This window comes from Ferrovibrio terrae (assembly GCF_943372915.1).
Classification (GTDB): domain Bacteria; phylum Pseudomonadota; class Alphaproteobacteria; order Ferrovibrionales; family Ferrovibrionaceae; genus Ferrovibrio; species Ferrovibrio terrae_A.
This window is the reverse complement of record NZ_CALSAN010000010.1, coordinates 100805-115866: the sequence shown is the minus strand read 5'-3', so window position 1 is coordinate 115866 and position 15062 is coordinate 100805. Positions and strand designations below refer to the sequence as shown.

The window sequence follows — 15062 nt, the reverse complement described above, 5'->3', positions numbered from 1 at the left end:
GCGCGCATCACTCAGCCCCCTTCTCTTTCAAGGGTGCCTTTTCATTCAGCGCATAGGCCTGTTTCTCTGCCCGCCAGGCTTTCCATTGCCCGAGCAGTCCGACAATGCCCTTGGGGAACAGCAGGGTTGAAGCAATGAATAGCCCGCCGAGCACAAAGAGCCAGAGTTCCGGTGCTGCGCCGGTGAGCCAGGTTTTGACCAGATTGATCACCACGCCGCCGAGGATGGCGCCATACAGCGTGCCGCGGCCACCGACCGCCACCCAGATGGCGATCTCGATCGAATTGGCCGGCGAGAATTCACTTGGATTGATGATGCCGACCTGCGGCACATAGAGCGCGCCGGCGATGCCGGCCAGCAAGGCCGACAGCACGAAGGCAAACAGCTTGGCTGATGTCGGTGAATAACCCAGGAAGCGCACACGGCTTTCCGCATCGCGCACAGCCAGCAGCACGCGGCCGAGCTTGGACTGCACCACGAAGCGGCAGAGCAGGAAACACAGGCCAAGCACAATGACCGAGACGATATAGAGGCCGATGCGGGTGCTGGGCGCCTGGATCGGAAAGCCAAGGATGTCCTTGAAATCGGTCAGGCCGTTATTGCCGCCAAAGCCCATGTCATTGCGGAAGAAGGCAAGCAGCAGGGCGAAGGTCATCGCCTGGGTGACGATCGAGATGTAGACGCCGGTGACGCGGCTGCGGAAGGCGAACCAGCCCAGCACCAGCGCCAGAAGCCCGGGCGCCAGCAGCACCATCAGCAGGGCAAACGGGAAGCTGTCGAAGCCCATCCAGTACCAGGGCAGTTCCTTCCAGTTCAGGAAGACCATGAAATCGGGCAGCACCGGATTGCCATAGACGCCACGGGTGCCGATCTGGCGCATCAGGTACATGCCCATGGCATAGCCGCCGAGCGCGAAGAAGGCACCATGGCCAAGACTGAGGATCCCCGCATAGCCCCAGACCAGGTCGAGGGCCAGCGCAAGAATGGCATAGCAGGCATATTTGCCCAGCAGCGGGATCAGGTAGTCCGGCACCTGCATCATGCTGCCGCGCGCGGGCAGCAGGTTGAGCAGCGGCACCACCACGATCAGCACAAAGCCGATGGCGAGGAAGACCGCCCAGCCGCGACGGTCGAGCAGCGGTTTTGGCCTGGCAAGCGTCTGCAGCTGATCAAGCATCGGCAGACCTCCCCTTGGCCGCAAACAGTCCGCGCGGGCGTTTCTGGATGAAGAGGATGATGCAGACCAGCACCACCACCTTGCCCAGCACCGCGCCGGCCACCGGTTCGAGGATCTTGTTGACCACGCCGAGCGTAAGCGCGCCGACCAGCGTGCCCATCAGGCTGCCGACGCCGCCGAAGACGACGACCAGGAAGCTGTCGACGATGTAGATGGTGCCGAGATTGGGCGAGACGTTGCCGATCTGGCTGAGCGCCACCCCGGCCATGCCGGCGATCCCTGAACCGAGCGCGAAGGTCATGGCATCGACGCGGGCGGTGGGAATGCCCATCACCGCCGCCATCTGGCGGTTCTGCGTCACCGCGCGCATATGCAGGCCGAAACTGGTGCGCTTGAGAATCAGCGCGATCAGGCCGAGCACGGCGAAGCAGAAGATGATGATGTAGACGCGGTTCCAGGTGACCGCGAGGCCGCCGGCCACCTCGATGGCACCGGTCATCCAGCCCGGATTGGCGACTTCCTTGTTGGTGGCACCGAAGATGCTGCGCACCGCCTGCTGCAGGCAGAGGCTGACGCCCCAGGTGGCCAGCATGGTTTCCAGCGGCCGGCCATAGAGGAAGCGGATGATGCCGCGCTCGATGGCGACGCCCACGATGGCCGCCACCAGGAAGGCGACGGGCAGTGCCGCCAGCAGATAGGCGCCGATCCAGCCGGGCGGCAGCAGGGCGCGGAAGATTTCCTGCGTCACATAGGCCGAATAGGCACCCAGCATGATCATTTCGCCATGCGCCATGTTGATGACGCCCATGACGCCAAAGGTGATGGCGAGGCCGACAGCGGCCAGCAGCAGCACCGAGCCGAGCGAGATGCCCTGGATGAAGTTCTCGGCATAGGAATACAGCGTGATCTTGGTCTGCATCTTGTCGAAGGCCTTGACCAGCGCGGCCTTGACCTCCGCGTCAGTCTCCTGGCTCAGGCGGGCCTGCAGCAGCGAGCGCACGCGCAGCTCGGCCGCACCGCTGAGCGTCTGGATCGCCAGGATGCGCTTGGACTTGTCGGGGTCGCTGAGGTCGGTGGCGGCGAGCGACAGGGCCATCACGGATTTGACACCGGCATTCTGTTCCTTTTCAAAAGCCTCGCGCAGCAACGCGACGGCTTCGGGCGCCGGACTTTCCAGCAGCGCAGCAGCGGCCGAACGGCGCACGGCCGGATCGCTGCTGCCCAGGCCGAGGCGGCCGACGGCCTCGCGCAGCACGTTGCGCAGGTTGTTGTTGACGAACAGCGGGTCGATTTCGCCCGGCGCGACGATGCCAAGCGGTTCGCCCGTGGCGGCATTGCTGAGCGCCACATCGTTGCCGCTGGCGGCGCCGATCACCAGGGCGCCGTCGCTCTTGCGGGTGAACAGCCGGCCGGCGGCCAGCGCCTGGAAGGCCGGCACGGCGCGGGCATCGCCCAGCGCGGTGAGCGCGGCAATGGCCTTGGCCTTGTCGGCGAAGCTGTCGGCCTTCAGGCCCTCGATGGCCGTAGCAAAATCGACCGGGCCGCTCTGCGTGTCGGTCGAGGCAGCCCCCAGCAGTGACCTGGCATCGTCCGGCACGGCGATGGCCTGCAGCTCTTCGGGCTTGAGCATGTCCTCGACATCGCCGGTGGCGGCATTGGTGACGACGATCATCTCGCCGTCCTTCTCGCCGATCACCACCGCATTGTCGGATATCCGGATATAAAGATTGCCGGCAGCGAGCGCAGCAAGCACGGCCTTGGCTTTGTCGTCGTCGCTCTGGCTCAGCGCTGCAATCGCCGGCTTGGGATCGGCATCGGTCAGGCCGCTCAGGGTAGCGGCGAGATCCTGCGCGGCAGCGGGGCGCACGACCGCCACCAGCGCCAGCATCAGGGCGATCAGCACAATAGGCAGGAAACGTTGCATGTTTTCAGCGACCGCTTGAGCGATTCTTGGGACGATGACGGAACGGATTTTATAGTGTTGGGCGTTCCAAACCCCTTCCCACGCGGCGATGCCGCGAAGGAAGGGGCCGGATGCCATGCGTTACGCTTTACGGATTAGTTGGCCAGAGCCGCATACTTCGGCTTCTCGCAGTTGCCGCAGACCCAGGGGAAGGTCCAGTCGGCCGTCAGCTTGGCGCTTTCCGGGATATACTTCGACCAGGCATCGGCCTTCACCGGGCCCTTGGTCTGCCAGACGATGTTGAACATGCCGTCCGGGCGGATTTCGCCGATCAGCACCGGCTTGGACAGGTGGTGGTTGGTGTTCATCACGGCGGTGAAGCCCGACGGCGCCTTGACCTTCTGGCCATACATCGCCTGACGCACGGCATCCACGTTGGTGGTGCCGGCCTGGGCAACAGCCTGGGCCCACATCTTGAAGCCGATATAGGTGGCTTCCATCGGATCGTTGGTCACGCGCTTCGGATCCTTGATGAAGGTCTTCCACTGCTTGATGAAGGCATCGTTGACCGGGCCCTTGACCGACTGGAAGTAGTTCCAGGCGGCCAGATGGCCGACCAAGTTCTTGGTGTCGATGCCGGCCAGTTCTTCCTCGCCGACCGAGAAGGCGACCACCGGGATATCGGAGGCCTTGATGCCCGCGTTGGCCAGTTCCTTGTAGAACGGCACGTTGGCGTCGCCATTGATGGTCGACACCACGGCGGTCTTCTTGCCGGCCGAGCCGAACTTCTTGATGTCGGCCACGATCGTCTGCCAGTCGGAATGACCGAACGGCGTGTAGTTGATCATGATGTCTTCCTGCTTGACGCCCTTGGCTTTCAGGAAGGCTTCCAGGATCTTGTTGGTGGTGCGCGGATAGACGTAGTCCGTGCCGGCCAGGACCCAGCGCTTCACTTCGCCGCCATCCTTGCTCATCAGGTATTCCACCGCCGGGATCGCCTGCTGGTTCGGCGCGGCGCCGGTGTAGAACACGTTCTTGGAGCTTTCCTCGCCCTCATACTGGACGGGGTAGAACAGCATGCTGTTCAGTTCTTCGAAGACCGGCAGCACCGACTTGCGGGACACCGAGGTCCAGCAGCCGAAAACGACCGAGACCTTTTCCTTCGAGATCAGCTCGCGCGCCTTTTCGGCGAACAGCGGCCAGTTGGAGGCCGGATCGACCACCACCGCCTCGACCTTCTTGCCGAGCAGACCACCCTTCTTGTTGATGTCGTCGACCATCATCAGGACGGTGTCCTTCAGGGTCGTCTCCGAGATCGCCATGGTGCCTGACAGCGAATGCAGGACGCCGACCTTGATCGTGTCCTGAGCCTGTGCGCCACCGGCGGCGATGGCGCCCAGCATGGCGCCTGCCGCGGCCATCGTCCGCATAAACTTGCTCATTGGAATTCCTCTCCTGCTTGGGCCATGCCCCCCCGGGCCGGCCATACGAGATTGGAATGGCAAGGAGTGTGCCAAGCCGCCCATGTCCTTCCGGCATGGGGCAATACCGCGCTTAATTCGCTGATTCCGCGCCGCAATATGACAAACCTGGCGCTCTGCCACCGTCGCGATTCAAAGCTCCGGCGACGAACAATCATGGCGAGCCTTTGCTTATTTTTTAAGCATAGGCTCCTGAAAAAAGTGCAAGGAGCAAAATACGAGCAGAAACCGGTTTTGGATGACTCAAAGAGAGTCAGAATTTCCACAGCCGGGGCATCGCCGGCCTGCGGCCGAGCCCCGGGCGCAGGCTGGACCACAGCCGGGCGAAAACCCGACGCAGGCGGGCGGCGTCGCTGTCGAGCAGGCGGACCAGCAGCAGACCGTCGATCACACTGCCGCCCCAGTGACATCCGGGTTCGTCTATTTCCAGACCCCGCAGGCGATCGCGCGCCGCTGCTGCGTCCGGCGCCTGGTAGAGGAGCAGTGCCTGGGCCACCGCCCCGGCAAAGCCGGCGGGATGATCGAGCAGGGCGGTGGTTTCACCATCCAGGCGCGCAGCATCGGTCCAGACCAGACGGCCGTCACGGCGCACCTGCCAGCGGTCGAACAGGCTGCCACTGGCAAAACGCTCGCCGCGCGCGGTGCGGCCGAACACGGTGATGTCACCCGCCAGCAGCCGTGCATCCTCTGCCACGGCCATGGTCACGCGCCGGTCGAGCCGGGCGCCGTCGAACAGGATCATCTCCTGCGGCAGCCATTCCAGCGCCGCACCCACCCCCACCGTCAGGGCCAGTTCGATCGTCGCGGCGCCGGCATCGGCCGAGCGGTAGATTTTTTCCGCGGCTTGCGGCGTGCAGAGCGCATCGGCGCCGGCCTCGACGGCCACGGACAACTGTAGCCGGTCGCCACCGGTGAGGCCGCCGGCCGTAGTGATCAGCACCGCCGTCAGCGGCTCGCCCGGATCGGGCGCCGGCAGCAGGGCACGGCAGGGATCGGACTGATAGAGATCGGTCAGCCGTGTGGCGACGCCGTCACCGGCGGCAAAGCGCAGCTGCAGAGCGCCATCGGCCCGCTGCAGCCGGGACGCCGGCGCCGGCGTCATCACAGCAGGTCTTGCTGTCCCGCCAGCATGGGCTGGTCGGTATCGGCGATCATCACCTCGGCCTCGCCGGATTTCACCGGCCAGTCGATCTTGAGCGCCGGGTCGTTCCAGGCAATGCCGCGCGCCAGATCGGGATTCACATCGGCGCTGGTCTTGACCAGGATCTGTGTAGCGGCATCCAGGCTGCACCAGCCGACCGCGAAGCCCGGCATGGCATAGAACTGTTCGCTGCCCATATAGCTGATCGTCGCCGTGCCGACCCGGCCGAAGGTGGATGAGCCGCGCCGCACATCGACCGCGGCGATGAACAGCCGGCCATGCAGCACGCGCAGCAGGGTGGCCTGGCTGGCCGGCGCCAGCTGATAGCGCAGGCCGCGCACATTGCCGGCCTTGTCGGCATAGATGATGCGGTCGTCGACGAAGCGGTCATGCACGCCCAGCGCGCCGAGCGCGGCTTCATTATAGACGGCGCTGGTCCAGCCCTGCTGGTCCATCACGGTGTCGGGGCGGATCAGCAGAAGACCGGGAACGGCGAGCGGCGAGGCATGAAACATGGCGGACCGGGGATAAAAGACGAGGCCCCGCCATCTTTGAGGGGCCCCGTCGGCAAATCAAGGCATGGCCGGAGTTATCCACCGCCACAACGGCAAAGATCGCTGTCACACCACCGTCGCATGCCGCTCTATGCAGGTGCGCAGCACGGTATCGGCATCCTTTTTCCACCAGTTATGGGTCGACATGATCTCGACCTCGCAGAAGCCGTCATAGCCGACGCCTTCCACCATGGCCCGGATCGCCGGGATGTCGATCACGCCATCACCCATCATGCCGCGATCCAGCAACAGGTCGGTGGTCGGCACCAGCCAGTCACAGACATGGAAGGCGAGCACGCGCTTGCTGGCCCGTTTGATCTGTGCCGCCAACTGGGGATCCCACCAGACATGATAGACATCGACGGCAACGCCGAGATGGCGGTCATTCGCACCGCTGCCCAGTGCATCGCAGATGTCGAGCGCCTGGGCCAGCGTGTTCACACAGGCGCGGTCGGCGGCATACATCGGGTGCAGCGGCTCGATGGCGAGCGGCACCTTCGCGGCTTTGGCATGCTCCAGCACGGCGGCGATACCGTCCTGCACCTGGTTCCGCGCTCCGGCCAGGTCGCGCGAGCCGGCTGGCATGCCGCCGACCACCAGCACCAGGCATTGGGCATTCAGGGCCGCCGCATCGTCGATGGCGCGCTTGTTGTCATCAATGGCAGCCTGCCGGCCGGCGGCATCGGCGGCCGGGAACATGCCGCCGCGGCACAAGCCGGTGACGGTGAGGCCGACATCGCGGATATGCTTCGCCGCCTTGGCCGTGGTGTAGTCCGCCAGCTTGTCACGCCAGGGCGAGATGCCGGTGATGTCGTGACGGGCGCAGCCTTCGATGCATTGCTGCAGCGACCACTGCTCCTTCACCGTGGCGGTGTTGAGTGACAGGGGGCCCGGCTTTTTCATGCGGCAATTCCATGCACGGCCATGACCGCCTTCATGCGCGCCGCCGCCTGCTCCGGGTTGGCGAGCAGTCCGGCCGCGTCAGCTAGCCGGAACAGCTCGGCCAGGTGCAGGGCCGAGCGCGTACTCTGCTGGCCGCCGACCATCAGGAAGTGATCCTGGTGGCCGTTCAGATAGGCCATGAAGACCACGCCGGTTTTGTAGAACCGCGTCGGCGCCTTGAAGATATGGCGCGACAACGGCACGGTCGGCGCCAGGATGTCGTGGAAGGTCTTTTCATCCTTGCGCGTCAGCGCGCCCAAGGCCGCCGAGGCCGCCGGGGCGATGGCATCAAAAATGCCCAGCAGCGCATCGGAATAGCCTTCGCTGTCGCCGGCGATCAGCTCCGCATAGTTGAAATCATCGCCGGTATACATGCGCACACCTTTCGGCAGGCGCCGGCGCATGACGATTTCCTTGTCCTTGTCGAGCAGGGAAATCTTGATGCCATCGACCTTGGACGCATTGGCATTGATCACATCGAGACAGGTCTGCATCGCCGTCATGTGATCGGCATTGCCCCAGTAACCCGCCAGGGCAGGGTCGAACATCTCGCCCAGCCAGTGCATCACCACCGGCTGCTTCACCTGGCTCAAGATGCGGCTATAGACCTTGATATAATCATCCGGCGACTTCGCCACGGCGGCAAGTGCGCGGCTGGCCATCAGGATGATACGGCCGCCGAGTTTCTCGATTGCCGCGCATTGCTCCTCATAGGCGCGGATCACCGCGTCGATGGTGACATCAGGTCCAGGCGTCAGGTGATCGGTGCCGGCACCGGAGGCCACCACGGCACCTGGCACGTCTTTCGCCGCATCGAGCGAGCGGCGCACCAGCTCCAGGGCATCCTTCCAGTCGAGCCCCATGCCGCGCTGGGCGGTGTCCATGGCTTCGGCCACGCCGAAGCCGAGCGACCACAGATGTCGGCGGAAGGCGATGGTGCGCTCCCAGTCGACCGCCGGTGTCAGCCAGGGATCATGCTCGGCCAGCGGATCGGCCACCACATGCGCGGCGGCGAAGGCCACGCGGCTGAACGGCGGCTTCGCAGTCGGGAAGGCCTTCGGCTGCTGCAGCGTATAGGGCGCCAGTTTGCCGGCGCTGGCAGGCAGGTTGAGTGTCGTCATCTCAGACCTTCAGCTCAGGCAGGTCGATCCAGCGGCGCTCTTTCCAGCTCTTCAGCCCGGCTTCGGCCAGCTGCACGCCCTTGGCGCCCTCGAGAAGTGTCCACTTGAACGGCTCGTTATCGACCAGATGGCGGATATACATCTCCCACTGGGCGCGGAAACCGTTCGGATACACCTTGTTCTCCGGCACTTCCTGCCAGGTGTCGAAGAAGTTGATCGCCTGCGGCAGATCCGGATTCCACACCGGCTTGGGCGTGGCGACACGCGGCTGCACAAAGCATTTGTGCAGGCCGGCCACGGCCGAACCCAGCGTGCCATCGACATGGAAGGTGACCAGATCGTCGCGACGCACGCGGGTGACCCAGGAGGAATTGATCTGGGCGATCACGCCGCCTTCCAGTTCGAAGGTGGCATAGGCGGCATCGTCAGAGTCGGCCTTGTAGGGCTTGCCATTCTCATCCCAGCGCTTGGGGATATGGGTGGCGCCGAGGCAGGACACGCTTTTCACGCCGCCGAACAGATTGTCGAGCACATAGCGCCAGTGGCACAGCATGTCGAGGATGATGCCGCCACCATCCTTGACGCGATAATTCCACGACGGACGCTGGGCCTGCTGCCAGTCGCCCTCGAATACCCAGTAACCGAACTCGCCGCGCACTGACAGAATCTTGCCGAAGAAGCCGCTGTCGATCAGCACCTTCATCTTTTCCAGGCCGGGCAGGAACAGCTTGTCCTGCACCACGCCGTTCTTGACGCCATATTTCTTGGCCGCCTTGACCAGATCCATGGCAACCGCCAGCGTCTCGGCCGTCGGCTTCTCGCAGTAGATATCCTTGCCGGCGGCCATCGCCTTTTTCAGCAGACCGGCGCGCGCCTGGGTGGTGGCGGCATCGAAGAACAGCGTATCGTCCTTGTTCTTCAGCGCAGCATCGAGATCGTCGGTATAGCGCTCGATGCCATGGGTCTTGGCCAGCTTGGCCACCTTGTCGAGGCTGCGACCAACCAGGATCGGGTCAGGCATCACCCGGCGGCCGTTTTTCAGCACCACCCCGCCATCCTTGCGGATCGCGCAGATCGAACGGATCAGGTGCTGGTTCATGCCCATGCGCCCGGTGACGCCGTTCATGATGATGCCGAGACGGATATCCTTGCTCATGGCTTTCTTGTCCTTCTTCACGAATTCAAATGCATGGGGGCGAGATTGCCCCAATCGGGTTCAGCTTCCGCGCCGAAGCCAGTGGCATCCATGACGCTGCGAAGATCGAGGCCACCCTTGCGGATCTGCAGCCGCACACGGCGGCTCTGCGGATCGCGGTGGTAGAGATCGGGATGGGCGGCCAGGAAGGCATCCTGTTCGGCTGCCGGCGCCGCACCGAAGCCATCGACATAATGGTGGCCGTTGCGTTCGACATGGCTGAGGCCGAGCGCGGCCACCAGGGCAAGATCCTGCTGCACCGCCAGCCCCGCCTGGCAGGTCAGATCCTCGCCGGTGATGAAGAAGTTGGCGCCCTTTTGAATGTTCCAGTGTTGCGCCCGCGCCCCGTTCAGGATCGCCCGGTAAACGCCCTTGCAGGTCTTGGACGAGATGCCGCGGTAGCCCAGATCGCGCGCCCGCGGAAACACATCGTAGTCGGCATCCGATTCATCGACGATCAGCGGAATCTCGGCAGCCAGGGTGGTCACGGGCTGCGTGAGCGCCACCGCACGCTTGATCGGTTGTTCGATATAGAGGATCGAGGCACAGAGACGGCGCAGGCGGCTGTCTGCCCGCATGGCCTGCCACAGCGCGGCAATACCCTCGACATCATCATACTGCTCGTTGCCATCAAGGCTGGCCTGATAGGGTTCGGGCGATTGATCGAGCACCGCGGCGATGCCCTGCAAACGGGCCAGGTCTGCCGCGGCATTGCCGCCCACTTTCAGTTTGAACCAGCGATGGCCATATTGCGCGATGGCGCCTTCCAGGCTTTCCGGCAGGCCATCATTCAGGCGCCCGCCAGCCGTCAGGTCGGCCTCGCGGAGCGGGTCAACCATGCCCACTGTATGGCGGGCCGCAATGCGGCGATGCGGCACAAGGTCGGCGAGCCAGGCCTCAAGATCGAAGCCGGCAAGATCCGGGGCCAGCGGCGCAACCTGGATACCGAACAGGTTTTTGCCAAGCGCTGCCGCGAACGGGATGTTGCGCAGGCGGCAGAGCGCATCGATGACGGCACGATCCAGCAGGGCCGGGCCATAGGAAGCCACCAGGGCGTTCAGGCCGCTTTTCGCGCCCTGCTGCACCAGCGCAGCATGATGGGCGGCGGAATGGCCGAAGGCAGTGCGGGCGGTCTCGTCACCGGCATAGGCATCCACGGCATGGCGCAGGCTGAGCCGCAACTGGGCGAAATTCTGCTCGTTCGACAGGGCCGGATCCTTGTCGAACCACTTCGGTACCATCAGCTCGGCGGCTGAACCCCAGGCGCTGCGGCCATCGGGCAGCACGATACGCAGGTGCAGATAGGCCTGCGGCGCCGCCGTCAGTGTCACCACGCCGAAGCGGAAGGGCAGCCGCAGCGTGACCGGCCGCTCGAACAGCGTGACATCCTGCAGGCGAAAGGCGGGCGCTTCGGTCATACCGGCTCCAGCAGATCACGCAGGTAGCGGATGGCATGCGCGGCAGCGCCCGGCCCATCGGGATCGTAGATAAACGGTTCGACGCCCAGATCGCCGTCATAGCCGCCACGCTTGAGCGCATCGAGGATCGGCGCAAAGACCATCTCGCCCTGGCCCGGACCTTTTCTGTTGGGGTCATTGACCTGGATATGGGCGATCAGGCCGCTGGGCAGCCAGCGCGCGATCAGTTCCGGCACCGTCTCGGTTTCGGTCAGGCCCGCAGCGCTGCAGTCGATCATGGTGCGGAAGGCATTGCTGGCGATGCCCTCGGCGACGCCGATGGCCTCGCCCACGGTGTTGACGAAATTGGTCTCATGCCGCGACAGCGGCTCCAGACAATAGAGCACGCCGGCTTTCTCGGCGGCGCGTGCCGCCGCCCGGAAGGCCTCCAGCGCCCAGCCCTTGGCGGCATGAATGTCGCGATCCGGCAGCCGGCGCTGCGCCGGCGAGCCATGCACCAGATAACGACCGCCGAGATCGGCGCAGAGATCGCACAGCCCCTGCATGGTCTCGCGGGTGCGACGGCGCACGGCCGGATCCGGGTCGGTGAGCGACAGGCCCTTGGGCGTCACCAGCAGCCAGTGCAGACCGGTCACCACCAGGCCGGCCTCTTCGACGGCGCGGCGGATCACGCGTCGTTCGGCCGCCGTCAGCGAGAGCGGGTCATCCGAAAGCGTGAAAGGCGCAATCTCCAGTCCGTCATAGCCCAGCTCCGCCGCGAGCGCACATTGCGCGGCGAAAGGCAGCGGGCTAAGGACTTCGTTGCAGAGCGAGACGCGCATGGTTCGGTTCAGTCAGTCCAGAAGTAACCAGACAGTTACTTATAGCGGTAAGCGGTTGCAGACGTCAATTCGGCTGTCATGGGTCTACGCGCGCCGGAACGGGCGCATCAGCAGTGCGGTCCCCTGCCCCATCAGCTTGCGGGCAACCGGGATATTCATCAGCAGGGTGAGCAGCACCAGCAGGAACAGCACAAAGGCAATCGGCCGGCCGAAGAATGGCGTCAGGTCGCCATCGGACAGGTTGAGGCCGCGACGCAGGCTCTTGTCCAGCAGATCGCCCAGCACGATGCCCAGCACCAGCGGGGCCATCGGATAGTTCAGGTTGCGCAGGATCAGGCCGACCACGCCGAAGACCAGCATGACCAGGATATCGAAGGGGCGCGAGGCGATGGCATAGGAGCCGACCGCGCAGAGCACGAAGATCACCGGCATGATGAGCGCACGCGGCACCAGCAGGATCTTGACCAGCAGCTTGGTGAGCGTCAGGCCATAGATCAGGATGCCGATCGAGGCAAACAGCATCATGGCGACCACGTCGTAAACGAAGGTCGGATTCTCCACCATGATCAGCGGGCCCGGCCGCACGCCATGGATCAGCATGGCGGCCAGCAGCACGGCGGCCGGTGCCGAACCCGGCACCGCCAGCGTCAGCACCGGAATGACAGCGCCCGGCACGCAGGCATTGTCACCGGTTTCAGCCGCCATCAGGCCCTCCACCGAACCCTTGCCGAACTTCGCCTTTTCCTTGCTGGCGCGGCGCGCGGCGGCGTAGGAACTCCAGGCGGCAACATCTTCGCCAACGCCGGGCACGATGCCGATAAAGGTGCCGATCAGGCCGGAGCGGATGATGGTGCGCCAGTACTGCACCACATCTTTGATCTTGGGGATCACCGTATCGTAGGTGTTGATGATGAATTTCTGCGGCTTGTCCTTCATCACGTTCAGTACTTCGGCAAAGCCGAAAACGCCAACCAGGGCCGGGATCAGCGCAATGCCGCCGGAGAGGTCGTGAACGCCGAAGGTGAAACGGTCATAGGCATACATGCCCTCCTGGCCGATGCTGGCAATGAACAGGCCGATGAAACCGGCAATCCAGCCTTTCAGCGGATCGGTGCCGGTGAGATTGCCCGAGATGACCACGCCGAACACGGCGAGCCAGAAGAATTCGTAGGCGCCGAATTTCAGCGCCATCTCACCCAAGATCGGCGTGAACAGCGCCAGGAAGAACATGCCGATCCAGGTGCCGAGGATCGAGCCGGTGGTGGCAATGCCCATGGCGCGGCCAGCCAGACCCTGCTTGGCCAGCGCATAGCCATCCAGGCAGGAAGCCGCAGAGGCCGGCGTGCCGGGAATATTCAGCAGGATGGCACTGCGGCTGCCGCCATAGATGGCGCCGACATAGGTGCAGATCAGGATCAGCAGCGCATCGCCGGGCGGCAGCTTGAGCGTCAGCGTGGTCATCAGTGCCACGCCCATGGTGGCCGTCAAACCCGGCAGGGCACCGATGATCAGGCCGACCAGCGAGGCACCGAGTGCGTAGAGAATGGTTTCGGGGCTGGAAAAATTCCAGATCGAATGGGCGAAACCGATCAGACCGTCAAACATGGGAATTCGCCCTTACGGCAAGCGGACCAGGAACAATTCTTCGAACACATACTGGATCAGCACACCAGCCAGCAGGCCATGCACCACCGCCACGGCAATGCCGCGTGGCACCTGCGCCTTGGCGCGTCGCTCGGCATACTGAAAAACGATGACGAAGATCGTGACGTAAACCGCCGTCACCAGCCAGAAGGGCAAAGCACTAGCGACAATGATCAGGGCATAGATCAGCGACAGGCTGAGACTGAAGATCAGGCGCCAGTGCTGGGCCAGCACCAGCGGCTTGCGCGCACGTGGCCGCAGCGCCCCGGCATTGACCGCACGCACCAGCAGGATGACGCCCATCAGAGCAATGGCAATGCCCAGCAGGCCGGGCACCAGGCCAGGCGCGGTGTAGATGCTGGCCTGGAAGCGTTCGAGCCGGTCCATATTCAGGCTCATCCACAGCATGGCGATGCCGAGCCCGATCCAGATGAAGCTGGACCAGAAATCCGCCCGCGGCGAAACGTTTTCCTCTGCGGGAAGACCTGTGGCCTGACTGTCATCCATGCCATGTACTCCTGAAAGAAAATCGGCCGCCCGGCTTTACTGAAGCCAGGCGGCCGTCGTGGTTGGAGATGCTTACGGCTTCGGAATGCCCAGCGTGTCGGGCGAAACCTTGGCCTTGCCGCCTTCCTGCAGAATCCAGGCAGCGCCCTGGATCGCCGGGAAAGCCGCCTTCTTGGCTGCCTCGCCATGCTCAGGACCGAAGAGTGCGCCCTTCTCGGCCGAATACTTCTTCAGCGCGGCGTTGGTCTTCATCTTTTCCGCCCAGATCTTGTCGAGCGTGGCGGTCACTTCCGCCGGCACACCCTTGGGCACGAAGATGCCGAAATAGTTGGCTTCGGTGCGGAAGCTGGGGATGGTCTTGGTGATCGGCTCGATCGCCGCCATACCCTCGACTTCCAGCGGCTTGTCGGCCAACACGGCAAGGGCCCGCAGGCGCTTGCCACGGATCATTTCCACCTGCTCGACACCGAGCTGGGTGGTGACCTCGGTTTCACCCGAGACGGTGGCGATCACCGCCGGATTGCCACCATCATAGGTCACGTGCTTGTAGGTGACGCCCGCCGCACGGGCCAAGGCTTCGGAGCCGAAATGGCCCGAAGAGTTCACACCGGCGGTGGCAATTGTGATCTGGCCGGGCTTCGCCTTCATGGCCGCAATCAGCTCAGCCACCGTCTTGTAGGGCGAATTGGCGTTGACGCTGACCACCGACTGGTTGGCAACCGTGAGGTAGAAATTCCAGTCCGCCATCTTGGTATCGAGCAGGCCCGACACGGCATAGGTGCCGATATCCTTGGCGGCGCCCGAGGCCCAGGTATAGCCGTCCTTGGGGGCTTCCATGGCGCCCTTGGTGCCGATCGAGCCCGAAGCGCCGGGCTGGTTCACCACGACGATCTTCTGGCCGAGTTCCTTTTCCAGTTCGGCCGCGGTGACGCGGATCACCTGGTCGGTCGAACCGCCGGCCGCCCAGGGCACGATGATGGTGATCGGCTTGGTCGGCTTCCACTGCTGGGCGGTGGCCGGCTGGGCGGCGAGGCCCAGGGTACCCAGCACAAAAGCGGCCACAGCTGTACGAATAGCAAGCTTGCCTTGCATGGCGGTCTCCTCCGTTTATGGATCGTCGCGATCCTTGTTATCCGCCCAGCATTTCCGATGCTGGGC

At 64.1% G+C, this 15062-nt stretch carries 13 protein-coding genes; all 13 read right to left on the bottom strand.

What is annotated here, in order from left to right; all coding sequences use genetic code 11:
* Nucleotides 1–7: 7 nt before the first annotated feature.
* Nucleotides 8–1177, bottom strand: coding sequence for an urea ABC transporter permease subunit UrtC (gene urtC, locus AAG821_RS09320; RefSeq protein WP_341909988.1), 1170 nt, complete (start codon nt 1175–1177; stop codon nt 8–10).
* On the bottom strand, nt 1170–3101 hold the full coding sequence (urtB, locus tag AAG821_RS09315; RefSeq protein ID WP_341909989.1) for an urea ABC transporter permease subunit UrtB: 1932 nt from the start codon (nt 3099–3101) through the stop codon (nt 1170–1172). Before urtB ends, urtC begins: the two co-directional genes overlap by 8 nt.
* A 134-nt stretch (nt 3102–3235) precedes the next feature.
* Complete coding sequence (gene urtA, locus AAG821_RS09310) at nt 3236–4522, bottom strand: urea ABC transporter substrate-binding protein (RefSeq protein ID WP_341909991.1); 1287 nt, start codon at nt 4520–4522, stop codon at nt 3236–3238.
* 292 nt (nt 4523–4814) lie between these two features.
* Nucleotides 4815–5663, bottom strand: a complete 849-nt coding sequence (locus AAG821_RS09305) for an urease accessory protein UreD (protein WP_341916251.1) — start codon at nt 5661–5663, stop codon at nt 4815–4817.
* Nucleotides 5663–6217 (bottom strand): dTDP-4-dehydrorhamnose 3,5-epimerase family protein, encoded by a 555-nt coding sequence (locus tag AAG821_RS09300; protein ID WP_341909996.1) that lies wholly within the window; start codon nt 6215–6217, stop codon nt 5663–5665. Before AAG821_RS09300 ends, AAG821_RS09305 begins: the two co-directional genes overlap by 1 nt.
* Nucleotides 6218–6322: 105 nt before the next feature.
* A complete protein-coding gene (locus AAG821_RS09295) occupies nt 6323–7159 on the bottom strand; it encodes a sugar phosphate isomerase/epimerase (protein ID WP_341909998.1) in 837 nt (278 codons plus the stop codon).
* Nucleotides 7156–8319 carry a dihydrodipicolinate synthase family protein gene (locus AAG821_RS09290; protein WP_341910000.1) on the bottom strand — a complete coding sequence of 388 codons (1164 nt, stop codon included), beginning with the start codon at nt 8317–8319 and terminating at the stop codon, nt 7156–7158. Before AAG821_RS09290 ends, AAG821_RS09295 begins: the two co-directional genes overlap by 4 nt.
* Nucleotide 8320: 1 nt before the next feature.
* Entirely contained in the window at nt 8321–9475 is a 1155-nt protein-coding gene (locus tag AAG821_RS09285) for a Gfo/Idh/MocA family oxidoreductase (protein ID WP_341910002.1), read from the bottom strand.
* A gap of 17 nt (nt 9476–9492) precedes the next feature.
* Entirely contained in the window at nt 9493–10932 is a 1440-nt protein-coding gene (locus tag AAG821_RS09280) for an enolase C-terminal domain-like protein (protein WP_341910004.1), read from the bottom strand.
* Entirely contained in the window at nt 10929–11753 is an 825-nt protein-coding gene (locus AAG821_RS09275) for a sugar phosphate isomerase/epimerase family protein (RefSeq protein ID WP_341910006.1), read from the bottom strand. Before AAG821_RS09275 ends, AAG821_RS09280 begins: the two co-directional genes overlap by 4 nt.
* A gap of 84 nt (nt 11754–11837) precedes the next feature.
* Nucleotides 11838–13358 (bottom strand): tripartite tricarboxylate transporter permease, encoded by a 1521-nt coding sequence (locus AAG821_RS09270; RefSeq protein ID WP_341910008.1) that lies wholly within the window; start codon nt 13356–13358, stop codon nt 11838–11840.
* Between the two features lie 12 nt (nt 13359–13370).
* Entirely contained in the window at nt 13371–13904 is a 534-nt protein-coding gene (locus AAG821_RS09265) for a tripartite tricarboxylate transporter TctB family protein (protein WP_341910010.1), read from the bottom strand.
* Between the two features lie 72 nt (nt 13905–13976).
* Nucleotides 13977–14996, bottom strand: coding sequence for a tripartite tricarboxylate transporter substrate binding protein (locus tag AAG821_RS09260; protein ID WP_341910012.1), 1020 nt, complete (start codon nt 14994–14996; stop codon nt 13977–13979).
* Nucleotides 14997–15062 lie beyond the last annotated feature (66 nt).